The sequence below is a fragment of the Actinomadura xylanilytica genome (assembly GCF_030283145.1).
Taxonomy (GTDB): Bacteria; Actinomycetota; Actinomycetes; order Streptosporangiales; family Streptosporangiaceae; genus Spirillospora; species Spirillospora xylanilytica.
Genome location: NZ_JASNWE010000002.1, coordinates 1,320,275 through 1,341,902, shown reverse-complemented (window position 1 = coordinate 1,341,902; position 21,628 = coordinate 1,320,275). Strand labels below are relative to the sequence as shown.

Sequence of the window (21,628 nt, the reverse complement as noted above, 5' to 3'; positions counted from 1 at the left end):
GGCGGGCGCGGTTGCTCCCCGGGACAGTCTTCGACTGTGGACCAATGACGATGCGATGAGGCTTGCCGGTCGGTTCCCCGCTGCCCGCCATGGACGAGGCGTACACGCGAAGCAGCAGCCGCCCCGAGCCCGTGTCGGAGTGGGGCGTCACAGCCGCCACAGGTGGATGCGGCCGTCCGAACCGCCACCGGCCAGCGTCTTGCCGTCCGGGCTGAACGCCACCGAGAAGCCTCTCAGCGAGCCGAACGCGTGGACCTCCTTGCCGGTTCGCGCGTCCCAGACCGTGGCGGTCGGGCCGTGCTCCTCGTCGCAGGCGGCCAGGTAACGGCCGTCGGGGCTGAACACGACCTTGCCGCTCGTGCCGCCGGCGAAGCGTTCGCCGGGCTCGTGCGTGGCGACGTCCCAGGTTTCGACGCTGACTTTGGCGCCGGCACCGGCCACGGTCTTCCCGTCGGGACTGAAGGCCACTGCGTCGACATCGCGATGGGTGTTGATCGGGCTTTTCAGTCTGCGTCCGGTGACGTCCCAAAGGCGGATGTGGTCGCCGTCGCCGTACGCCAGCGTCCGGCCGTCCGGGCTCAACGCGATCTCGAAGATGAAGCTGCTTTTGGTCGGGGTGGTGGCGGTGTTCCGCCGGGTGGCGATGTCCCAGAGCCGCACACCGGACCTGATCGCCGCGTTGTCCCCGAACCAGAAGGAGGCGACGGCGAGGGTCGTGCCGTCCGGGCTGAACGTCGCGGAAGTGGCGCTCTCGCCCTTCGGGTTGCTGAGGGTGGTGACGACCCGTCTGGAAGCGACGTCCCAGAGCTGGATGCTGCCGTTGTCGTCCTCGGTGGCCAGCGTTTTCCCGTCCGGGCTGAACACCACGACATGCCGGGACTTGTCGGGGTCGTCGGTGCCGCTGGTCAGTACGGCGGTCTGTCGTCCCGTGGCGGTGTCCCACAGCCGGACGGCGTCTTCGTCGTCGGCGCTGGCGAGCATCTTGCCGTCCGGGCTGAACGCCACGCCCCAGACCCCGCCCGAGTCGGTGTCGAGCAGGCGGTCGGCCGGGATGGCGGTCGGAACGTGCGGGGGCACGGAGGCGCCACCCGTCCCGGCCCGTACGGCGATGCCGACGACGACGGCGAGCGTGACGACGGTGCCCGCGACGATGGCCACGACTCGCCCGCGCCGGAGGCGGCTTCCGGTCCCGTGCAGGACCTCGGTGCCCGCCCGGACCGTGCCGCCGTACGAGCCGGGCGGCACCGAATGCGGCGCTGACCCGGAACGCTTCGGTGACGGCTCACCGGATGGGCCGGGCGCGGACTCGGGAGGCGCGGCGGGCGGTGGCGCGGCGTGCGGAATGAGGAGGTCGCGGACGGACTCAGGAGTAGGCCGGGCGTCGGGATCCTTGTTGAGGAGGCCGGTGAGGACGTCCGTCAGGGGGCCGGCGTGGATCGGCGGCGGTGGGTCTTCGGTGGCGATGGCGACGAAGACCGCGCCGTGCGTCGGGCCCTGGAACGGGGGGCGGCCCTCGACCGCGGCGTACAGGGTGGCGCCGAGCGCCCACAGATCCGACCGCGGCGTGGCGGAGTGGCCGCGGACCTGCTCCGGTGACATGTACGCGGGGGTGCCGAGCTGGACGCCGGACTTCGTTAGCGTGGCGTCGCCCTCCAGCGCGGCGATGCCGAAGTCGGTGAGGACCACGCGGTCGCCGTCCAGCAGCACGTTCGCCGGCTTGACGTCGCGGTGCACGATGCCCTTGGCGTGTGCGGCGGCGAGCGCGTCCAGCATCTGACGGCCGATGTCCGCCACCCGCCGTACGGGCAGCGGCCCGCCGGTACGCAGCACGTCGTCCAGCGACCGCCCCGCGACCAGCTCCATCACCAACCACGGGCGGCCGTCGTCGCCGATCACCCGGTCGTACAGGGCCACGATGCCGGGATGGTGCAGGCGGGCAGCGGCGCGCGCCTCGCGGGCGGCCCGGGCGTACCACTCGCGGCGCTCGGTGTCGTCGATCGCGTCGGACAGCAGCAGCTCCTTGACGGCGACCTCGCGATCGAGCTCGGCGTCATACGCGCGCCACACTCGGCCCATGCCGCCGCGCCCGATGAGCCCGAGAATCCGGTAGCGGCCGGCGACGGTCTCCCCGGGTTCACCGTGCATGGAACGAAGATAGCGAACCGGACATTGCGCGTCAGCTAGCACCGCTGACGGTAGCGGCAGCCACCGCAGACGATCAGGGCGGGGATGGCCCCGTCCATCGCGCGGAGGATCGCCGAGACCGAGACCGAACGGGCCGTGGCCCAGGCCGAACTGGACAGAGCGGAGATCCAGCAGTCCGGCAGCCCGCCGTACCCGCGGGTTCTGAGGCACCGGATCGTCAGTGCTGTAGGGCTGACCGGGACCTTCCGCCGGGCATGGTGGTCACTGCTTAGGCGTGGGGTGAAAGGCCAGCATTCTCCATTTGCCGTCTTCGCGTACCCAGACCGCCAGCGTGATATTGCTCAAATGCTTCACCGCACCGCCCACGGTAAAGTCGGCGTCCATCTCGCCGAGCACCACCGCGGTGTCGCCCACAAGGGAGATCCGGTGGACAGGGTGGTCGATGCGCTGGAAGACCCACGCGCTTTCCCTGATCTTGCGGAGGTACGACTCGTAGTTCTCGGGCGCCCCGTCGGTGTGGGTGAGCATCAACTCTGGATGGCACAGCTCCGCCAGTGCGTCGGCGTCCTGCGCGAGAAGCGCCTCGAACCGCTTCCGGTCCAGCTGCCTTACCGTCTCAGTAGTCATGATCATTAAGCTACCCGATCAAGCTTTTCCGCGATACCCGTCGAATGTCCAGACCCGGCCAGGACTGGAGACGGTGGTCCAGGACGACAACGGCCCCCTTTCCACGTGCACAGAGTGCCGGATTTCGGCTGTCCGCAAGTGCTCTTGCCGGGCTTAATCCTTTACCCCCGGAAGAACAGGAGGTGAAGCCGAATGCACCGGTCCATTTTGGCGTTCATGCAGGATGGAGGGGCTCACCGAGCCTTTTTCAGCGGCAGTTTCGGGTACGAGATCACAGCAAGGTCGAGGACGGTGCGCCCTACCGCGCCGGCAACATCGCCAAGCCATCCACAGCCTGCAACTCCGCGAGACCGCGGCACGCCGAAAAAGGCTCTCTGTTCCCCATGACTCCAGGCCGGAGCGAGGAAGAAGTGGGTGCTTGTAGCACGGGTGGCCAGTTGCGTCAATGCCAAGTTTCAGCCACAGTCAAGATCGCCTTTGAACTTTCCCTCTTGCCAGATTGACATGACGGGATGGTGAGGTTACAAAATTGATCACCCCATGAGACGAAGTACCGTGGAGCGGTGCAATTGCCGTTTACGATCCGATCATGGAGCACCCTGCTGTGAGGATCTGACATCGCAGGTCAGTGTTCGATACGCGTCCACAGCAGGAGGAGGCGACAACGGGGCGGGCTATCGCCCGCCGGAGAGCGTGCAAATTACGGACACCCCGCAATCAGGAGATTTCAGCATGGGCCAAGACGGACAAACCACAAGCGAGACCACCGCGCCTCCTGACTACGGGCTTATCAGCCCGATATCCCTCCCAGATGACGGCAGGATGCCCGATGCGGCAGCGGGGTCCTCCACCCCAGCGGAGTACGACAGCTACTTCCGCCTCGTGCGCGAACGGCCGGAGCTGGCGACCTGGTCGCAGTCCTGCGTGGAGGTCCAGCGACGGGTCCTTGACGATCTGGAGGCGACGGGGCTTTCGGCCCAGGATCGCTGTGACATGCTGGCCGGCTTCCTGGTGGTCGCGCACGGCACTTTGGAGAAGTGGCTCGATCTCCACGGTGCCGCGGGGGCACACCGGTGACCGCTCCCGACACTCTCGGGCAGAGACCGCCCGGGGCCGACGATGCCGTGATCCGCTGGAAACTGGGGCATCAGGCGTTCCACCTGAACCTGGCCGTGATGAACACGTGTCTCGGTGACGCCCGCGAATCGCTCGAGGCCGGCCACTGGCCCGAGCTGTCACAGACACTCGATCGACTCGGAGTCCTCTACGACGCCGCGACCGCGACGATGCGGTACGCCGCCGACTTCAGCGCGGAGCTGTACGAGACGCTGATCCGTCCGTCGATGGCCCCGCCGTTCGCGAGCCCCGGTTTCTCCGGAACCCTCAACCTCGAACACGAGCAGATGCTCGGCCAGCTTCGCGAGCTGCGGCGAAGGCTCAAGGAGATCGAACGTGCGGGCAGTGCGCCGGACGCGGTCAACGAGTCGGCTGCCCGACTGCGGGCGGCACAGGCACGCAATCGCAAGAACCACATGTTCGTCTGCCAGCAGTTCGTGCCGGATGGACCGTCCCTGCTCAGCGAGCACTTCGCAGCCCAGAAATTTACCGACACCGACCAATCGGACACCATGATGGAGGCGACACAGAAATGATCACCGTCATCGAGACCTGGCGCATCAAGAACGAGTTCACCGACCGGGTCCACGAGCTCATGCAGACGATGGACAACGAGGTGGGGCCGCCCGCGCACAGGCATCCCGCCTTCCTCGGCCATGCCACGTTCCTCCAGTACGACACGGAACCCACCAAGGTGCTGGTCATGTACCCGTGGCGCAGCTCTGCCGAAGCGGAGGAGCTGCTCGCGAGCGAGCAGAAGTTCATCTCTGAATTCGAGGCCAAGTACTGCGAGTCACCCCGTGATATCGCCTACCTCACCGAGGTGCCGCACGCCCACGACATGGAGGGATGAGCCCTACATGGAGGGTGAGGCCCGTCCGGCGACGACGAGAGCCGCAGGTGGCGAATGACCGACGAACCACGTGACTGGCTCCCGGCCGAGTTCGAAGAGCACGGCCGGGAGTTGCTCGCGGTGATCCGCGACCACTTCGAGTCGATCCGTGAAGTCCCCATAACGGTTCCGCGCTCAAGCGCGGACCTGATGGAATCGCTGCGCACCGAGCTGCCGGAGACGGGCGAGGACTTCGCGCGAATCCTGGAGGACACGCGCGAGCAGGTGATGCCGCACGTGGTGCACTGGAATCACCCGTCCTTCTACGGCTACTTCGCCAACAGTGCCAGCTTCCCCGGCATTCTGGCCGAGACGCTGACCGCGGCTCTGAATGTCAACGCGATGCTGTGGAAGAGCGGGCCGGCCGCCTCCGCGCTCGAACGCGTCGTGCTGGGCTGGATCGCAGAGCTGGCCGGGTACCCGGAGGAGGCCGACGGCGTCCTGGTCAACGGCGCCTCGCTGGCCACCCTCTATGCACTGGCCGCGGCCAGGGACGCCGCGCTGGGCGACGACGTGCGGGTCCTGGGCACGGCGGGGCGCGAGCTTCCCGTGCTGAGGATCTACACCTCGGACCAGGCGCACAGCTCGGTGGAGAAGGCGGCGATCACGCTTGGCCTCGGGTTGGCGAACGTGGTGAAGCTGCGCTCGGACGAGCAGGGCCGGATGCCGCCCGACGCGCTGGACGAGGCGATTCGGCGTGACCTCGCCGACAACGTCAAGCCCGTGGCGGTGGTCGCCACAGTGGGCACGACCTCCATCGGTGCGGCGGACCCCGTTCCGGAGCTCTCCGAGGTGTGCGCCCGGCATGGCGTGTGGCTGCACGTGGACGCCGCCTACGGCGGCTTCTGGCGCCTGGCGCCGTCGCTGGCCGACACGGTCGAGGACCTGACCAAGGCCGATTCACTGGTGGTGAACCCGCACAAGTGCCTGTACGTGCCGATGGAGGCGACCGCGTTCTACTGCCGCCGCCGCGGCGCGCTGGCTCGCACGTTCCGGCTGGTGCCCGAGTACCTGACCTCACCGCAGGACGACGAGATCGTCGACTTCATGGACCTGTCGCCGCAACTCGGCCGGAGCTTCCGCGCACTCAAGCTGTGGTGGATCATCAGGTCGTTCGGCCGCCAGGGCCTGGCCGACCGTCTCGAGCACAGCGTGCGGCTCGCGGAGTGGCTGCGCCGCCAGGTGGCGCTGCACCCCGACTGGCGATGCCCGGTGACCTCGCTCTATCCGCTGGTCTGCCTGCGGTTCGAGCCGGAAGGGTTCCGTGACAGCACCGAAAGCGACCGGCGCAAGCTCCTCGACATGCTGAACGCCGACATCGTCGACGATCTCAACGCGTCGGGCGCCGCGTTCGTGTCGCACACGGTGCTCGACGACGGCTACGTGATCAGGGTGTCGATCGGCAACATCCACACGACCCTCGCCGACGTCGAACGCCTGTGGCAACGGCTCACCGAGATCGCCACGCGGCGGTACGCCCAGTGCGTGGACGCGGCGATGACATCGCCGGCCGGGCCGCGCGACGATTCAGCGATCTAGAGCGGCGACAGAATGGCAACCACGCAGCGAGAACCGGCCAATCTTCAACGGAGCCTGCACGTCCCCGGACTGGTCGCCCACTACATCACGTCCGTCATCGGGGTCGGCGTGCTGATTCTCCCCGGACACGCCGCCGCGGTGGCCGGGCCGCTGTCACTCGCGGCATGGGCACTGTTGATCGTCTACTCCTATCCGCTGGCCCTGATCTTCGCCCGGCTGTCGGTTCGACACCCGACCTCTCGCGGGATCGCCGAGTTCGTCGAGGAGGCCTTCGGGCCGAGGGTCGCGCACTGGGTGGCCGCGCTCCTCATGCTGGCGCTGATCATCGCCAACCCGGTCCTCGGTCTGGCCGCCGCCCGCTACCTGCTGAACATCTGGGACGACACACCCGGTATCCCGCAGATCGTTCTCATCGGGTACCTGATCATGATCGGTTCCATCCTGTTCAACCTCCTCGGCGTGAAGATCAGCGCCAGGGTCCAGACCGGGGTGCTGGCCACGCTGATCGGGTTCCTGGTGATCGTGATGGTCATCGCCATGCCCGAGGCGGACGCGGCGAACCTCGACCCGGTCGCTCCGCACGGCTGGCTGGCTCTGGGGCAGGCGCTCATCATCTGCTTCTTCGGCTTCATCGGATGGGAGAACGCCGCCCCCGTCGCCGAAGAGGTCGTGGATCCCCACCGGACCTTTCCCAGGGCGATCTTCCTGGCCGTCTTCGGGGTGGGCGCTCTCTATCTGGCGATGGCGGTGACGGTCACCCTCGTCCTGCCCCCCGGGGCCGCGAAGGGAGAGCAGATCACGGCCTTCGCGACACTGCTCCAGGTGGCCAGCGGCCGTGAGATGTCCCAGGTGGGCAACGTGGTGGCCATCGTGCTGCTGTTGCTGGCGACCAACGCCTGGGTGCTGGGAACATCGCGGGTCATCTTCTCCAGCGCTCGGGAAGGCATGCTCCCGGCGGTTCTGACAAAGGTCTCGGGCCGCAACAGCGTTCCCTACGGCGCCCTTCTGTTCCTCATACCGGGTTACGGTGTACCCGTCGGGCTTCTGGCGCTGACCCGGAGCTCCGAGATGTGGCTGATCACCGCGACCTCGGCGACCTTCCTACTGATATTCCTGGCGACTTTCCTTGCCGCTCACCGGCTGCTGGAAGGGCGTGCGATCCGGCGCTGCAACATCCTGCTCATCATCGTGACGGCCTGCATTCTGCCGTTCTTCGGCATCAGTATCGTGTACGCGGCGGCTCTGGCCATCCTCGCTTATGTGCTCACCGTGCCGAAAGTCAAGGAATGGATGAGCAACGGAGCCACGCGCCGAGTCCGGCAGGAGAACGAATCCTGAAACTGTGGGTCCTGACCGGCCTTCTGCCGGCATCACCGCTTCGCTCTGGAGGACAACGGTGCCCGATGAAAACACCCCTCGCTTCCGCTCCGTGCTCGACCGATTCGATGCCTTCAAGGCTTCCAAGGTCGCGATGTCGGCGGACGGCCGCTCGTTCGGTCTGGCCTCCAACGAGTCGCCGAACGGCCCGCTCCCCTCGGTGCTGAAGGCGATCAATCAGGCGGCTCTGCAAGCCAACCGCTACCCCGACCTCAACTGCGGCGCGCTGATCGAGGCGATCGGCGCCACCTTCAAGGTGCCCGCGGAGCATGTCGCGATCGGCTGCGGCTCGGTCGGGGTCACCAAGATGCTGGTGGAGGCCGTCGCCGGACCCGGCGCCGAGGTGCTGTTCGCCTGGCGATCGTTCGAGGTCTACCCGGTGCTGGTGGCGCTGTCGGGCGCCACCGCCGTCACGGTGCCGCTCAGAGAGGAGCGGCATGATCTCGCGGCGATGGCCGGAGCCATCACCGAACGAACCCGGATGATCTTCGTCTGCAACCCGAACAATCCGACCGGCACGGTCGTCGGCCGGGCCGAGTTCGAGGCGTTCCTGGACCGGGTGCCCGCAGACTGCCTGGTGGTGCTCGACGAGGCGTACGGCGAGTACGTCCGGGACGATGACGTGGCCAATGGCTTGGACCTCTACCGCGACCGGCCCAACCTCGTGGTCCTGCGGACCTTCTCCAAGGCCTACGGGCTGGCCTCGCTCCGGGCCGGATTCATGGTCGCCCACCCGGTGGTGGCCCAGGCCGCACGCAAGACCGCCCTGTCCTTCGGCGTGAACGGGGTCGTCCAGGCGGCGGCGGTGGCCTCTCTGGCGGCCACCGACGAACTGCTGGCACGGGTCGCGGACACCGTCAAGGAACGCGAGCGCGTCCGCGACGCCCTGATGTCCAGCGGCTGGACGGTTCCGTCCAGCGAGGCGAACTTCCTCTGGCTGCCGCTGGGGGAGCGGACGACGGAGTTCTCCGCCGCGTGCGACGCACAGGGGGTCGGTGTCAGATCCTTCCCAGGCGAGGGCGCCCGCGTCTCGGTAGGCTCCCCCGAGGAGAACGACGCGTTCCTCGCCGTCGCCCGCGCCTTCACCACCTGACGCCGGCTGTGAGCATCGAGCCCCAGGAGAAGATCGATGAACCGCCTGGCCACCGCCGTACGTGCCCTGATCGACGCTCAGGAGCACGCGACCGTGGCGACGATCGAGCCTGACGGGCAGCCTCAGCTGTCCGTCGTATGGGTGAAGACCGACGGAGACGACGTGCTGTTCTCAACGGTCGCCGGTCGCCGCAAGCATACGAACCTGCTGCGTGACCCCCGGATCAGCCTGCTCGTCTACTCCAGGAACGATCCCGATCGTTACGTCGAGCTGCGCGGCCGCGCACTACTCGAGGATGATCCCGACAAGTCGCTCATCGATGAATTGAGCCTTCGCTACACCGGGGGTCCGTTCCAGGACGCGGCAGAGAACAAGCGAGTGATCGTGCGAATGACCGCATCGAAGATCGTGACCCGCGAACTCGACAGGCCGAGCTGATTCTCTGGCTGGTGCGGGTTTTTAGGGGCTGACCGAAAGGCAGCGGACCCGTGCTCCGTAGATGTCGGTCGACACATCAGCCCCAGAAGCGCCGGTGGGACGGTCCGCCGACGAGATCGCCGAGGTGGAGGCGGCCGACCCGGTGGTCGTAGGGCATGAAGACCGCGAGCGCGACGCCCGATCGGTGCTCCATGTCGACGCAGACGGCCTCCAGGGTTCCAGCGGGCTTGGGGGCGTCCTTGTTCTGCCATTCGGTCGACCGGCGGATCGTGATCCGCTGTGGCCCGGGGCTGCCCGGCTCGCCCATCCGCACGTAGTAGGTGAAGGACGCGAACCGCAGCTCGGCCGCCCGCCCGGCGACCTTCCTGGACATGCCGGCCAACGCGGTCTCCACGGCGGCGTCGTCGTAGGCGTAGTCGACCTCGTGGTCGGACAGGAGCTCACGGGTGCCGTCCATGCCGGTCAGCGATCCGGTGGCGTTCATCATGTGGGCGCCGGGCCCCATCGCGAGCTTCGACTCGACGTCCTGGAGGGAGCCCCGCAGGGCGATCTCGAAGTCCTCACGTGCCTCGGCGGCCAGGCCGCCGCCCAGAAGGCCCGGGTCGATCGCGTCGAGGGGGGCGGGGAAGGTGGGGTCGAACCCCTCGATCGCGGGGCGCCAATTGATCATGGGTCTGGGACCTTAGCGGCGCGATCACCACCCGCACGCCGATTCGCTTGAATTCGCAGGTCCCGCCGAGGGGCGCAGCGGCCAGGCGCAGCCCGCACGCGCGGACGATCTGAAGGGACCGAAGCCCGGCCCCGCCTCATGACGGGGACAGCGGCGGCACGCCCTGCGAGAGCCGACCGCTCCGTCCCCCAAGGGCAAGGTTCGCGAATCCGGCTTAAAATGATCTTGTTCGCCGGACATCTCGAACCGGCGCGTCCGCACCCCCCTCGAAGGAGCCTTATATGCGCTGGACCGTCATCACGGCCGCCACCGTCATGGCCGGCGGCCTGTTCTCCCCCATGGCGTCCGCCGCCACCGCGCCCGCAGCCGCGCCCGGCCCCGTCCAGGCCGCGGCCTGCGACAAACCGTGCGACCGCACGATCAAGGACGACTACCCCTACAAGAGCACCCCCAACGTGCGCGACCCCTGGAACTTCTGGACGGGCCAGTGCACGTCCTTCGTCGCCTGGCGGATCAACAAGCGACTCGGCATCAAGTTCACCAACGCCTACAAGGACGTCCTCTGGGGCAACGCCAAGGACTGGGACGACGCCGCCAAGAAGGCGGGGATGAAGGTCGACGGCAAGCCCAAGGTCGGCGACATCGCCGTCTGGAACAGCGGCACCTACGGCCACATCGCCTACGTGGCCTCGATCGACGGCACGAAGATCGTGGTCGAGGAGTACAACTACTCCAAGCCCCTCGCCTACACCAAGCGCACGATCGCCGCCGACACCGTCGACAACTTCATCCACTTCTTCTGATCCGCAGGGCCTGGCCGAGCCCAGCCCCCGGCCAGGCCCGAGCCCCTTCCCCTGCTCGGGAGCCTCAGGATGGCAGGCGGACGATGCGTAGAAATCCGGGCAACGTCCATGGCCTCCGCCCGCCGCGCAGCACCACCTTGCCGGTCATTGCCGCACGTGCCTTGCCGATGCGGCCGAACAGCATGAGGTTGAGCACGACGGGGTCGAAACTCAGCCGCACGTCAGGTCGTCCGCCGGGTTCTTCGACGGTGCAGAAACCGTCGGTGAGCACCATGGCGGCCGGTGCGGTGTAGGGGGAGCGGAACTCCACGGCGATCCGTCCCTTCGGGGCCGGGCCGTGGCCGTCAAGGAGATGTCCGTACCCGTATTCGGTGACCCCGATGAGGAAGAGGTCGAAGAAGGCGGCGGCCTCCTCGGGCGGGACCGTCCATGGCACGCGCAGGCCCAGGGCCATGTCGCGGCCGTGGATCTGCAATTCGTTGAGCAGATGGGCGAGGACGCCTGCCAGGGGAACCCGGGAGCCGCCGACCCAGTCGACGGCCGCTGCCGGGTCTCCGCTCTCGGTCGCCGCGAGTATGCGGGCGATCTCGGCCTTGATCTCTCCGCCGAGACGGTGTGGCTCCCGCTCGCTCAACTGGCTGAGCAGTTCCTCGTTGAACTGGGCGATGGTGTCGACGACGGTCGTGCGCAGCAGGTCGTCCATCCCGCTGAACGGTGGCGGGCCCCCTGCGTGGTCGACCAGGTGACGGCAGGACCGGGCCAGTGTCAGCACATGCGCGGCGGTGTCGGCGACGGACCAGTGCACGGTGGCCTTGGCGCGGGAGTCCGATGCCGAGGACACCAGTTCCGCGAAGTCGTCGCCGGTCCGTCGGAGCGCGACGCGGGTCCGCGTCCATTTCTCTTCGGTGATGTCGGGAAGCATGCATCCTCCTTGGCACGACAGCAGTCCAAGCCTGTACTGCGGCGACCGATAGCGGCACCTCTACAGCATCATGTTCGGCATCACCCCCCGCACGGCCGACCCTGGCCATGCCCGACTACAAAGGCGCACCTTCATGAACGGCCCCTCAATTCGGGTGCCCGAAACCAGCACAACGACAGAGTGCGCATTTGCATGACACTGCCGGGGATAGCGTGATTTGCTGGGCCGGCGTTGATTCGGGGAAGCGGATCGGCGTGCAGAGTTAGCGAATGACCGCATATACGAAAGGACGTCCTGCCGTGGAGTTCAAGCTCGAGATGGTGCCGATCCCCGTGTCCGACACGGACCGTTCGATCGCCTTCTACACAGAGACACTGGGCTTCAACCTGGACCACGACATCAGCCCCGGCGGTGACCTCCGGATCGTGCAGGTGACACCGCCCGGCTCCGCCTGCTCGATCGGTTTCGGCGACGGGTGGGTCGGCACCGCGCCCGGCTCGATCCAGAACCTGCACCTGGTCGTGTCCGACATCCGCGCCGTACGGGAGGAGCTCGTCAAGCGCGGGCTGGACATCAGCGAAGTCAATGACATGTCCGCACCCGGAAAGCCCACCGTCTCGTACGCCTATTTCCAGGACCCCGACGGCAACAGCTGGGCACTTCAGGACCTCGGCCGCTGACCGCCGAACCCGGCGGGCCGCGGGTCGTCCACCAGCAGCGATAGCCGTCAGGAAAATCTAACACTGCCAAGTCTTCCGCCATCCCGCTAACGTCGTCGACGGCGGCGGGAAGAGTGCGGTGTCCCGTCCCGAGTCCGAGCCCGCACGCCTCCGGCGGGTGGGGAGCATTAGCGATGCCCACTGAACAGGGAAGACATTCACTATGAGCGAAGAAATTGATCTGGCCGCAGTGCTGTCCGAGCTTCTTTACGGCGACGAAAGCGCCGAAACTCTGGAGCAGGCCCTGGACCGGCTGGTGACGCCGACATTTGTCCAGCGCATCAACGGCCAGGTGTACGACCGATCCGCATACGTTCCCCATGTGCGCGAGATGCGGCAGTTGGTCCTCGGTGGTGGAGAGCTGACGGTCTTGGAGGAGATCAGGGCGGACGACGCGATCGCCGGCCGCTACCTCTTCCGCATGGTGCCCCTGCAAGGACCGCCGCTCGTCTTCGAATCGCACGTGTTCGCGCGGGTCGACGGGCGCCGGATCGATCGGCTCGTCGAGGTCGCGCGGCAGGCCGAGGACTGGGACGGAGACCTCCCGGCCGGTAACTGACCCGGCGCCCGGCTCGACCGGCCCGATCACGAACGGTCGCCGCCCGGGGTCAGGCCTTGGCGGCGAGCGGTCGCCACGCGTCCCAGGTGGCGAGGCGCTGCCGGTAGGCGGCTTCGACGACGGGGTAGGGGTAGGTGCCGAGGAAGAGCCGGAGGGGCGGTTCGCCGGAGTCGACCAGTTCGAGGATCACGTCGCCGGTGGGCCGCGGATCCTGGGGCGCGCGGGCGACGGCACCGGCGCGGCGGGCCTCGCGGATCGGCTCGTACGCGGCGATGGGGACGGTGTGTACCGCGGACGAGCCGGACCAGTCGGTGCCGTAGGGGCCGGGTTCGACGATCGTGACGTGGACGCCGAGCGGGCCGACCTCCTGGGCGAGCGCTTCGCTCATGCCCTCGAGCGCCCACTTGGAGGCGTTGTACAGCCCGAGGGTGGGGAAGGCGGCGAGGCCGCCGAGACTGGACACCTGCACGATGTGCCCGCTCCGCCGGGCGCGCAGGAACGGCAGGGCGGCCTGCGTCACCCACAGCGGGCCGAGCAGGTTGGTGTCGAGCTGGGCGCGGGCCTGTTCCTCGGTGGTCTCCTCGACCATGCCGAAGAGGCCGTAGCCGGCGTTGTTGACGACCACGTCGAGGTGGCCGAACGCGTCGGCGGCGTGCCGGACGGCGGCGGTGGCGGCCTCCCGGTCGGTGACGTCGAGGCGGAGCGGGAGGACGCCGTCCCCGTAGGCGTCGACGAGGGGCGCAGGGACTCGGGGCGGCGCGCGGTGGCGGCGACGCGGTCGCCGCGGGAGAGGGCGGCTTCGGCCCAGGTCCGGCCGAAGCCCCCGGCCGGCGGCGGGTCGCGGGACTGCGCCGGGACGAGCTGGCGCGGCTCGCCGGTATCAGCGAGCCGTACCTGACCCGGCTGGAACAGGGCGTCGACCGGCACCCCTCACCGCAGGTGCTGCGGGCGCTCGCGCGGGCACTGGTGCTGGACGCGGGCGCCTCGGCGCACCTGTCCGCGCTCGCCGCCCCCGATCCCGTGCGGCCGTCGGAGACCGAGGTCGCCCCGGACGTGCACCAGCTACTCGACGCGTGGGTGGACAGCCCGGCCTACGTGCGCAACCGGCGGTTCGACGTGCTGGCCGCGAACAAGCGGGCCCGCGCGCTCGCCCCGATGTACGAGCCGGGGCACAACCTGGCCCTGGACATGTTCCTCGCCCCCGAGGTCCGCCGGCTGCTCCCGGACTGGCCGGAGATCGCCGCGCAGACCGCCGCGGCCCTGCGCGCCGAGGCCGACCCCCGCGATCCCCGGACCGCGCGGCTCGTCGCCGAGCTGGAGGCCGACGACGGCTTCCGCGCCCTCTGGGCGCGGCACGACGCGCAGCCGTCCCGCGACGAGCTCAAACGGTTCGCGCATCCGGTCGCCGGGGAGCTCGTCCTGCGGCGGCAGGCGCTCACCGTCGGAGGCGCCGAGCAGCAGGTGATCATCGTCTACCAGGCGGCCCCCGGAAGCCCCTCCGAAGCCGCCCTCGCCCGGCTTCTCTGACGATCGCCCGGTGGGAGTCCCGCTCCTCTCGCCGGCCCCGCCCCCTCGCCCGCCGCCGTGGTCGTACGGCGGGGTCAACCGATCGGCTGATGGCGGGACGAGCGCGTCGGGCGATGTGCGCGGGCACCGCCCGGAGCGATCCTCGAACCATGCCGATCATCGAAGTCAGCGGCCTGCGCAAGGCCTACGGCGGCCGTCCCGTGGTGGACGGCGTCGAGTTCGCCGTCGAGGAGGGGGAGATCTTCGGGATCCTCGGCCCGAACGGCGCCGGCAAGACCACGTCCGTCGAATGCGTGGCGGGCCTGCGCGAACGCGACGCCGGCACCGTCCGCGTCGCCGGCCTCGACCCGCGCGCCGACCGCAAGGAGCTCACCGGGATCCTCGGCGTTCAGCTCCAGGAGAGCGAACTCCAGGAGAAGCTGACCGTACGGGAGGCGCTGGAGCTCTACAGCGCCTTCTACCCGGACCCGGCCGGCTGGCGCGAGCTCGCCGAACGCCTCGGCCTCACCGGCAAGCTCACCACCCGCTTCGGCAAGCTGTCGGGCGGCCAGAAGCAGCGCCTGTTCATCGCCCTCGCCCTCATCGGCCGCCCCAGGGTCGTCGTCCTGGACGAGCTGACCACCGGCCTCGACCCGCGGGCCCGCCGCGACACCTGGAAGCTGATCGAGGAGGTCCGCGACTCGGGCGTCACCGTCCTGCTCGTCACGCACTTCATGGAGGAGGCCCAGCGGCTCTGCGACCGGATCGCGGTGTTCAAGCAGGGCCGCGTCGCCGCCCTCGACACCCCCGCCGGCCTGATCCGCCGCAGCGCCGGCGGCACGGTGATCTCGTTCGCCCCGTCCCGGCCGCTGGACGACGGGGACCTGGCCGGCCTGCCCGAAGCCGAGACGTTCGAGCACCGGAACGGCCGCCTCACCATCCACGGCACCGACACGACCGTGAACGCGGTCATCTCCCTGCTCGCCCGCCGCCAGATCACCGCCCACCAGCTACGGGTCACCGACTCCACGCTGGACGAGGCCTTCCTCGAACTCACCGAAGCCCGGGAGAACTGACGTGTCCGCGTCCACCGCCGTCCTCAAGGCAGAATTCCGGCTCTTCGTCCGCGAGCCGCTCAGCCTGTTCTGGATCATCGTCTTCCCCACCGTCCTGCTGACGATCCTCGGCCTCATCCCGTCGTTTCGGGAGCCGAACGCCGATCTCGGCGGGAGCCGGATGATCGAGCTGTACGTTCCGGTCAACGTGCTGCTCGCCATGATCATGTCCGGGATCCAGGCGCTGCCGCCCGTCCTGTCGGGCTACCGCGAGCGCGGCATCCTGCGCCGCATGTCCACCACGCCCGTGCGGCCCGCCTCGCTGCTGGCCGCGCAGATCGTCCTGCACTTCGCGGCCGCCCTGGGCTCGGCGCTGCTGGTCGTCGCGGTCGGCCGGCTCGCCTTCGGCGTGGCGCTGCCCGGCCAGCTTCCCGGCTACCTGCTGGCGCTCCTGCTCGGCGCCCTCAGCGCACTCGCGCTGGGCGCCGCGGTCACCGCGGTCACGCCCACCTCCAAGGCCACCACCGTGGTCGGCTCGGCCGTCTTCTTCCCGATGATGTTCTTCGCGGGCCTCTGGACCCCCGTCCAGGCCATGCCCGGCCTGCTCCAGCGCATCGTCGGGTACTTCCCGTTCGGCGCCGCGTCCCAGGCCCTCAACCAGGCCGCCGAGGGCGGCTGGCCCGACTGGACGAACCTCGGCGTCACCGCCGCGTGGGCCGCCGTCCTGATCGCCGCCGCCGTTCGCTGGTTCCGCTGGGAATAGGACAAACTACTCTGATGACGACAGTCCAGGAGCAATGGGAACGGTTCTATCGGTGGGGACCGTTCGGCCTCCTGTCCCTCGCGACCCTCCTGGCACTGCTCATCCCGGATCTCGTCATGTCGCCCGCGGAGCAGCGAACGGCCGCGACCCTCGTCCTCACGGCGCTGGCCCTCCAGATCCTCCAGATCACCGACAGGATCCCCGGCCACGTCTACTTCTGGACCCGCACCGCCCTCGCCTTCGCCCTCTCCTGCCTGAACCCCTTCTTCTGCATCTACGCCACACTCGGGTACTTCGACTCCCAGCACTACCTGACCCGCCGCTGGGCCAGGGCCGGGACCTTCATCACGGCGATCACCATGTCCGGTGCCGAGTCGGGCGGCCTGCCGCCCGAGAGCCCCGGCCAGGCGGGCATCTTCGGCGGCCTCTTCGTCCTGAACTACGCGCTTGTCCACATCTTCGGCGGCCTCGCCGACAGCGAGGCCGAGCAGGCCCGGGTCCAGGCGGAGACCATCGCCGAACTCGAACGGACCAACGCCCGCCTGGAGCAGGCCCTCACCGAGAACGCCGGCCTCCAGGCCCAGCTCCTCGTCCAGGCCCGCGAAGCCGGTGTCAGCGACGAGCGCCGCCGCCTGGCCGCCGAGATCCACGACACCATCGCCCAGGGCCTGGCGGGCATCATCACCCAGCTCCAGGCCACCGAGGAGAACGAGCACGTCCGCCGCGCCACCGATCTCGCCCGCGAGAGCCTGCGCGAGGCCCGCCGCTCCGTGCAGGACCTCGCGCCCACCCACCTGGAGCACGACACGCTCCCCGAGGCCCTCAAGAAGATCACCGACGGCCGCGCCCACCTCACCGTCACCGGACCGGTGGACCCCCTGCACGACGAGATCGAGGCCGCCCTCCTGCGCATCGCCCAGGAGGCCCTCGGCAACGCCACCCGCCACGCCCGCGCGAGCCGCGTCGGCGTGACCCTCTCCTACATGGACGACGAGGTGACCCTCGACATCCGCGACGACGGCCGCGGCTTCACCCGCCCCTCCCGGGGCTTCGGCCTGACCGCCATGCGCGAGCGCGCCGAACGCGTCGCCGGCACCCTGGAGATCGAATCGGAACCCGGCCGGGGCACGGCCGTCTCCGCCCGCGTACCGTTGATCCGCCATGGCTGACATCACCCTGCTGATCGTCGACGACCACCCCGTCGTCCGGGACGGCCTGCGCGGCATGTTCGCGGCGACCACCGGCTTCGAGGTGCTGGGCGAGGCCGCCGACGGCCGCGAGGCCGTCGTCCTCGCCGAAGAGCTCCGCCCCGACGTCGTCCTGATGGACCTCCGGATGCCCGGCGGAGGCGGCGTGCAGGCCATCACCGAGCTCACCCGCCGCGGCCTCCCCTGCAAGGTCCTCGTCCTGACCACCTACGACACCGACACCGACACGATCCCGGCGATCGAGGCCGGCGCCACCGGCTACCTCCTCAAGGACGCCCCCCGCGACGACCTCTTCGACGCGGTCCGCGCCGCCGCCGAAGGCCGCACCGTCCTGTCCCCGGCCATCGTCTCCCGCCTGGTCTCCCGCGTGCGCGAGCCCCGCAGCGAGTCCCTGAGCACCCGCGAACTGGAGGTCCTGCGCCTGGTGGCCCGCGGCACCGGCAACCGGGAGATCGCCACCGAGCTCTTCATCAGCGAGGCCACGGTCAAGACCCACCTCACCCACATCTTTGCGAAGCTGGACGTCAAGGACCGGGCCGCGGCCGTGGCCACCGCCTACGACAGGCGCCTGCTGCCCTGACCGTGTTCGGCGTCCCGGCCCGCAAACACCGCGCCGGAACTCTCCGGACGCGCGGCCAGCGGAATCTCGCACGCATCGGAGTATCCCTGCGACATGACCCCGTGCGCCCGCGACCTCGACAAGCCCGTCCACGTCACCTGGCCCGACGGCGCCACAAGAGACTGATCGGAGAATCACCCGCCAGGGGGCGTGTCGGGCAGTGAGGTGAGGTCGGCGAGGATCTCCGATGCGGTCACCGGGTCCAGCTCGCCGAAGTGGGTCCCGGCGATCAGCTGGACGGTCTCGATCCGCTGCTCCGGCTCGTCGTCTTGGCCTCCGGAGGCCAGGCCCGGGTCCAGGTCGATCTGGACGTGCCGGCCGGCGGGCAGCGCGCGGAGGAGCTCGTAGTGGCGGGCGCGTTCCCAGCCGCGGTGGCGCAGCGCGTGGACCCGCGCCGTGCGCACCGTGAGGCCCTCGAAGCGGGCGAGGTGCCCGCTTCGGCGCTCTTCTTCGGTGAACGCGTGCGTGCCCCGCTCGGTCTGGGGGAACGGCTGCACGATCTCGTAGTCCTCCAGCACCTCGCGCCAGGCGGCGAGGTCGCCGCCCAGTTCCAGGGGGTGGGGGATGCCGACGGTCGCCGTGCCGGGCAGCGTGAACGCGTCATCGTGGACGTCGGTGAACGTGCGGTCTTCGGCGACCCGGAACGCCGTCACCGCCTCGTCCTCGGCCAGCCAGACGAGGCGGCGGGCGATGTGCCAGACCAGGGGGTGCGCAACGAACAGGTCACCGAACTCGGCCGCGGTCCACCGCCGCCGCGTCACCATGGCGGTCTCCAGCCGCCGGATCTGGTCGGCGGAGGCGGTCCGCGCCACCTTCTTCATCGAGGCGAAGCGCTGGTAGGCGGCCGGGGCGAGGTCGGGGTCGTCGTTCGCCCCCGGCTTGGGCAGCGTCTTGCGCATCCGCCCGTCCTGGTCGAGGACGAACGGGGTGAGCGCCTCGTCGAAGCCGACGGTGAAGCGGCGCGGCCCGTAGTCGAGCGTCATGCTCCCGTCGTCGTCGAGCCCGAAGTCGGGCACCATGCGGTCGGCGAGCTGCTCGCGCGTCAGCCCGCGGCTCGCCGCGATCTCCCCGATCTTGTCCTGGGCGCGGGCCTTGAGCCCCTTGAACTTCACCCGGCGGGAGATGCCGTTCAGGTGCATGAGCGCAAGGTCGGTGCCGATCGCGGCGAGCACGTCCAGCCCTCTGACCGCCTTCTGGTGGCCTCCTTCTCCGGGCCAGGCACCGATGGCGGCGGCGAGCCCGCGCACCGTTCCGTCGTCGCCGAGCCAAGCGAGCTGGTCCAGCGCCCAGCCGTCCTTGGCCGGCGCGCCGTGCCGCTCCCAGCGTTCGAGCAGCGCCCAGGCGAACTCGGCGAGGGAACGGCCGTCGCACACCTCGCGGACCGCGCCGACGCCCGCGTACATCTGGCCGGGCGACGACATCGCCAGCATCGTGATCACGTGCCCGGACGCAGTGACCGGGAGCGCCCGCTCGCGGCCCCGCAGCAGGATCTGCGGGAGCGCGCCGGGCCCGACCCAGTCACCCATGGCGGGCATCCGGTCCGGCAGGAACTCCAGCGGGTCGGCCACCAGCGCCCCGATCGCGTCCGCCGCCTCGGCACCGAGGTCGCGCGCGGCGGCCACGATCTCCTCGGCGCCGATCCGGCCGGCCATCAGCCGCAGCGCCCCCTCCGCGTCCCTCCGGCCCCGCCCGGTCTTGCCGAGCGCGGCGGGGAAGAGCATCCGGGCGGCGTCGACTCCGTGCCGGCCGAACCAGTCGGCCGCCACCTGCCGCGCCGACTTCCTCCGGGCCAGCCAGCCCGCCGTCAGCGCCGCGATCTCGGCGTTCAAGTACGGGAGGAGGAGTTCCCCGCAGCCGGCCGGGTCGGCCTTCGCGGCCTGCAACGCCAGTTCCGAGGCGTCCGTGCCGAACCGGGCCACCACGCACCTCGCCCAGGGCACATCACCGGAGTCCCACCAGGGCTTGCCCTCCCAGCCGGCGAGCAAGGGCCGGGACACCTCCTCGGGCCCGAGGAGCAGCAGTTCGACCTCCCTGTACCAGCTCCGGCCCTCGGATCGGAGCCGCTCGGCCACCGTCTCCCAGTCGGTACCGGGCTTCGCCCAGTACGGGAGGACGGGGGTGGACCAGGCCGCCCGCTCGTCCGGCGCCCATGCCATCGTCTGGCCGCCGGGCGGCTCCAGCCCCGCGATGACGACCGGCTTCCTCGCCTCGCGGGTCCACGGCGGCCGGACCAGCAGCTCGGGTAGGTCGTCCGGCTCCGCGTCCGGGACCCGCGGGTCGGCCGCGACGGCCGCCTCGACGGCCGTCCGGGGCCCGGCCGGCAGATCGGGCAGCATCGCGGCGGCCAGCTCCGGATGGGCCCGGACGTGAGCGGTGAGTGCCCCGGTGGCGCCCGCCGCGGCCAGCATCCGCAGCGCTCGCGCGGGAAACCTGGTCATCGCCGTGGTCAGCGCGGACCCGACGTGCTGCTCGTCCGCCCGGTCGACCAGCGCCTGGAACGCCTCGTCGAAGGGCATCAGGCCGATCACCGTGAGCAGCCGCTTGCGCTCGGCGGGCTCGATGTCGCCGTCCAGGCCCTGGACGAACAGCGGGAGCGCGTCCGCCCCGAAGGTGTCGGCCAGCGTGACGAGCAGGTCCAGGGGGTGGTCCTCCCAGGCCAGAGCGTTGTCCATGGCCAGCCGCTTCGGCTCGCCGAGCGCGACGCTCAGCCACGGCTCGATCGGGCCGTCGTCCACGTGGCACCGCCAGTCCTGCCGCGTCGGCACCAGATACGACACGACAGCCTTCTGCGGGATGGTCCGACGGTGCTCGGCCAGCCTTTCGACCGCCTCCCGGTAGTCGCCGTCGTCGGCCGCCGCCAGGAGGGTGCGCATGCGCCTTCCGGCCTCCTGGCCGAGCCAGAGCTTCTTCCCGGCCTGGAACCGCACCTTCGCGTCACCGACCCAGGTCGCCGCGGCCGTGCTCAGCTCGACCAGCGCGCACGCCGCGAACACCACGCCGTGCTCGGCGCTCCAGGCGTCCACGAACCCGCGCTGAAGCTTTTTCAGCGAATCGGAGACGGTCCCCCCTCTGGACCAGCCGCCGTAGTCGCCCCGGACCCAGTCCTCCTCGCCACCCTCCGGGGGTGGGAAGGCGCGCTCATCGGTGAGGCCGCGGTTCTTCGCCCACTTCTTCACCCACCTTCCCGTCGCGGGACTCCCCTCCCAGGCCCAGTCGTAGCCGTCCCCGCTGCCGGGAGCCGTGCAGTGGATCTTCCACGGGATCAGGGCGACCGCCGCCGCGCCCACCGGGTCGGCCTCGCCGGCCAGATAGCGCCGCGCGCCGGCCGCCCAATCCGGATCGGACGCGCCCGTGGCGATCCGGGAAGCGGGGTCCGGCACGTGCTCCCGCTGCTCCAGCAGCCACTCCGCGGCGGTCTTGTCGATCTTGATCGCCGGGCCGGGGTGGCCGCCTCGCCGCGGGTGCAGCCGCCGCCGCAACTCGGACGGAAGTACCAGGACGTCCTCGTCCCGCGCCGGGGGGCGTTCATCGCTCATGGCGCCACACCGTAGGGCAGGCATCCGACAAACCGCCGCCC

At 69.8% G+C, this 21,628-nt stretch carries 21 protein-coding genes and 1 pseudogene; 16 read left to right on the top strand and 6 right to left on the bottom strand.

Annotation, left to right across the window (positions count from 1 at the left end):
• Positions 1-147 precede the first annotated feature (147 nt).
• The gene (locus QP090_RS17380) at positions 148-2,145 is read right to left on the bottom strand and encodes a WD40 repeat domain-containing serine/threonine protein kinase (RefSeq protein ID WP_285939958.1); all 1,998 of its coding nucleotides are present in this window, start codon (positions 2,143-2,145) and stop codon (positions 148-150) included.
• A gap of 261 nt (positions 2,146-2,406) precedes the next feature.
• The gene (locus QP090_RS17375; RefSeq protein ID WP_285939957.1) at positions 2,407-2,772 is read right to left on the bottom strand and encodes a nuclear transport factor 2 family protein; all 366 of its coding nucleotides are present in this window, start codon (positions 2,770-2,772) and stop codon (positions 2,407-2,409) included.
• A gap of 732 nt (positions 2,773-3,504) precedes the next feature.
• On the opposite strand from QP090_RS17375, the gene QP090_RS17370 reads away from it, so the two are divergent.
• From QP090_RS17370 to QP090_RS17340, 7 genes are read left to right on the top strand one after another with little or no spacing between them, the layout of a single operon-like run.
• A complete protein-coding gene (locus QP090_RS17370) occupies positions 3,505-3,849 on the top strand; it encodes a 3-methyl-L-tyrosine peroxygenase-related protein (RefSeq protein WP_285939956.1) in 345 nt (114 codons plus the stop codon).
• Positions 3,846-4,424, top strand: coding sequence for a 3-methyl-L-tyrosine peroxygenase-related protein (locus QP090_RS17365; protein ID WP_285939955.1), 579 nt, complete (start codon positions 3,846-3,848; stop codon positions 4,422-4,424). Before QP090_RS17370 ends, QP090_RS17365 begins: the two co-directional genes overlap by 4 nt.
• On the top strand, positions 4,421-4,741 hold the full coding sequence (locus QP090_RS17360; RefSeq protein ID WP_285939954.1) for a hypothetical protein: 321 nt from the start codon (positions 4,421-4,423) through the stop codon (positions 4,739-4,741). The genes QP090_RS17365 and QP090_RS17360 overlap by 4 nt, the downstream gene beginning before the upstream one ends.
• 54 nt (positions 4,742-4,795) lie before the next feature.
• On the top strand, positions 4,796-6,319 hold the full coding sequence (locus tag QP090_RS17355) for a pyridoxal phosphate-dependent decarboxylase family protein (protein ID WP_285939953.1): 1,524 nt from the start codon (positions 4,796-4,798) through the stop codon (positions 6,317-6,319).
• Between the two features lie 12 nt (positions 6,320-6,331).
• Complete coding sequence (locus QP090_RS17350; protein ID WP_285939952.1) at positions 6,332-7,657, top strand: APC family permease; 1,326 nt, start codon at positions 6,332-6,334, stop codon at positions 7,655-7,657.
• A gap of 58 nt (positions 7,658-7,715) precedes the next feature.
• Positions 7,716-8,789, top strand: coding sequence for a histidinol-phosphate transaminase (locus QP090_RS17345; protein ID WP_285939951.1), 1,074 nt, complete (start codon positions 7,716-7,718; stop codon positions 8,787-8,789).
• A gap of 36 nt (positions 8,790-8,825) precedes the next feature.
• The gene (locus tag QP090_RS17340) at positions 8,826-9,227 is read left to right on the top strand and encodes a PPOX class F420-dependent oxidoreductase (protein WP_285939950.1); all 402 of its coding nucleotides are present in this window, start codon (positions 8,826-8,828) and stop codon (positions 9,225-9,227) included.
• 76 nt (positions 9,228-9,303) lie between these two features.
• On the opposite strand, the gene QP090_RS17335 is transcribed toward QP090_RS17340, so the two are convergent.
• Positions 9,304-9,897 (bottom strand): hypothetical protein, encoded by a 594-nt coding sequence (locus tag QP090_RS17335; protein ID WP_285939949.1) that lies wholly within the window; start codon positions 9,895-9,897, stop codon positions 9,304-9,306.
• Positions 9,898-10,178: 281 nt separating this feature from the next.
• On the opposite strand from QP090_RS17335, the gene QP090_RS17330 reads away from it, so the two are divergent.
• The gene (locus QP090_RS17330; RefSeq protein ID WP_285939948.1) at positions 10,179-10,700 is read left to right on the top strand and encodes a CHAP domain-containing protein; all 522 of its coding nucleotides are present in this window, start codon (positions 10,179-10,181) and stop codon (positions 10,698-10,700) included.
• A 64-nt stretch (positions 10,701-10,764) separates the two neighbouring features.
• Here QP090_RS17330 and QP090_RS17325 read toward each other — a convergent pair whose 3' ends face one another.
• Complete coding sequence (locus QP090_RS17325; RefSeq protein ID WP_285939947.1) at positions 10,765-11,622, bottom strand: maleylpyruvate isomerase N-terminal domain-containing protein; 858 nt, start codon at positions 11,620-11,622, stop codon at positions 10,765-10,767.
• Positions 11,623-11,921: 299 nt separating this feature from the next.
• On the opposite strand from QP090_RS17325, the gene QP090_RS17320 reads away from it, so the two are divergent.
• Positions 11,922-12,302, top strand: a complete 381-nt coding sequence (locus QP090_RS17320) for a VOC family protein (RefSeq protein WP_285939946.1) — start codon at positions 11,922-11,924, stop codon at positions 12,300-12,302.
• A gap of 202 nt (positions 12,303-12,504) precedes the next feature.
• Positions 12,505-12,900, top strand: coding sequence for a hypothetical protein (locus QP090_RS17315; protein ID WP_285939945.1), 396 nt, complete (start codon positions 12,505-12,507; stop codon positions 12,898-12,900).
• A 49-nt stretch (positions 12,901-12,949) separates the two neighbouring features.
• Here the strand turns inward: QP090_RS17315 and QP090_RS17310 are convergent, their stop codons facing one another.
• A complete protein-coding gene (locus QP090_RS17310; protein ID WP_285940107.1) occupies positions 12,950-13,708 on the bottom strand; it encodes an SDR family NAD(P)-dependent oxidoreductase in 759 nt (252 codons plus the stop codon).
• 32 nt (positions 13,709-13,740) lie between these two features.
• On the opposite strand from QP090_RS17310, the pseudogene QP090_RS37825 reads away from it, so the two are divergent.
• The 6 genes and pseudogenes from QP090_RS37825 to QP090_RS17280 all read left to right on the top strand — a co-directional run.
• Positions 13,741-13,869, top strand: a pseudogene (locus QP090_RS37825) (helix-turn-helix domain-containing protein); the annotation flags it as partial.
• Positions 13,867-14,427 carry an MmyB family transcriptional regulator gene (locus QP090_RS17300; protein ID WP_490393322.1) on the top strand — a complete coding sequence of 187 codons (561 nt, stop codon included), beginning with the start codon at positions 13,867-13,869 and terminating at the stop codon, positions 14,425-14,427. The pseudogene QP090_RS37825 and the gene QP090_RS17300, both read left to right, overlap by 3 nt.
• 149 nt (positions 14,428-14,576) lie before the next feature.
• Positions 14,577-15,482, top strand: coding sequence for an ABC transporter ATP-binding protein (locus QP090_RS17295; RefSeq protein WP_285939944.1), 906 nt, complete (start codon positions 14,577-14,579; stop codon positions 15,480-15,482).
• 1 nt (position 15,483) lies between these two features.
• Positions 15,484-16,224: an ABC transporter permease gene (locus QP090_RS17290; protein ID WP_285939943.1), complete on the top strand. Its 741-nt coding sequence runs from the start codon at positions 15,484-15,486 to the stop codon at positions 16,222-16,224.
• A gap of 14 nt (positions 16,225-16,238) precedes the next feature.
• Positions 16,239-17,393 (top strand): sensor histidine kinase, encoded by a 1,155-nt coding sequence (locus tag QP090_RS17285; RefSeq protein WP_285939942.1) that lies wholly within the window; start codon positions 16,239-16,241, stop codon positions 17,391-17,393.
• A complete protein-coding gene (locus QP090_RS17280; protein ID WP_285939941.1) occupies positions 17,386-18,012 on the top strand; it encodes a response regulator in 627 nt (208 codons plus the stop codon). Before QP090_RS17285 ends, QP090_RS17280 begins: the two co-directional genes overlap by 8 nt.
• A 173-nt stretch (positions 18,013-18,185) precedes the next feature.
• Here QP090_RS17280 and QP090_RS17275 read toward each other — a convergent pair whose 3' ends face one another.
• Positions 18,186-21,587 (bottom strand): DUF4132 domain-containing protein, encoded by a 3,402-nt coding sequence (locus QP090_RS17275; protein ID WP_285939940.1) that lies wholly within the window; start codon positions 21,585-21,587, stop codon positions 18,186-18,188.
• Between the last annotated feature and the right edge of the window lie 41 nt (positions 21,588-21,628).

Bases quoted from the DNA above. Each gene is read 5' to 3' on its own strand.
- QP090_RS17380 (WP_285939958.1), bottom strand. From the start codon at position 2,145: ATGCACGGTGAACCCGGGGAGACCGTCGCCGGCCGCTACCGGATTCTC.
- QP090_RS17375 (WP_285939957.1), bottom strand. From the start codon at position 2,772: ATGACTACTGAGACGGTAAGGCAGCTGGACCGGAAGCGGTTCGAGGCG.
- QP090_RS17370 (WP_285939956.1), top strand. From the start codon at position 3,505: ATGGGCCAAGACGGACAAACCACAAGCGAGACCACCGCGCCTCCTGAC.
- QP090_RS17360 (WP_285939954.1), top strand. From the start codon at position 4,421: ATGATCACCGTCATCGAGACCTGGCGCATCAAGAACGAGTTCACCGAC.
- QP090_RS17355 (WP_285939953.1), top strand. From the start codon at position 4,796: ATGACCGACGAACCACGTGACTGGCTCCCGGCCGAGTTCGAAGAGCAC.
- QP090_RS17350 (WP_285939952.1), top strand. From the start codon at position 6,332: ATGGCAACCACGCAGCGAGAACCGGCCAATCTTCAACGGAGCCTGCAC.
- QP090_RS17340 (WP_285939950.1), top strand. From the start codon at position 8,826: ATGAACCGCCTGGCCACCGCCGTACGTGCCCTGATCGACGCTCAGGAG.
- QP090_RS17335 (WP_285939949.1), bottom strand. From the start codon at position 9,897: ATGATCAATTGGCGCCCCGCGATCGAGGGGTTCGACCCCACCTTCCCC.
- QP090_RS17330 (WP_285939948.1), top strand. From the start codon at position 10,179: ATGCGCTGGACCGTCATCACGGCCGCCACCGTCATGGCCGGCGGCCTG.
- QP090_RS17325 (WP_285939947.1), bottom strand. From the start codon at position 11,622: ATGCTTCCCGACATCACCGAAGAGAAATGGACGCGGACCCGCGTCGCG.
- QP090_RS17315 (WP_285939945.1), top strand. From the start codon at position 12,505: ATGAGCGAAGAAATTGATCTGGCCGCAGTGCTGTCCGAGCTTCTTTAC.
- QP090_RS17295 (WP_285939944.1), top strand. From the start codon at position 14,577: ATGCCGATCATCGAAGTCAGCGGCCTGCGCAAGGCCTACGGCGGCCGT.
- QP090_RS17285 (WP_285939942.1), top strand. From the start codon at position 16,239: ATGACGACAGTCCAGGAGCAATGGGAACGGTTCTATCGGTGGGGACCG.
- QP090_RS17280 (WP_285939941.1), top strand. From the start codon at position 17,386: ATGGCTGACATCACCCTGCTGATCGTCGACGACCACCCCGTCGTCCGG.
- QP090_RS17275 (WP_285939940.1), bottom strand. From the start codon at position 21,587: ATGAGCGATGAACGCCCCCCGGCGCGGGACGAGGACGTCCTGGTACTT.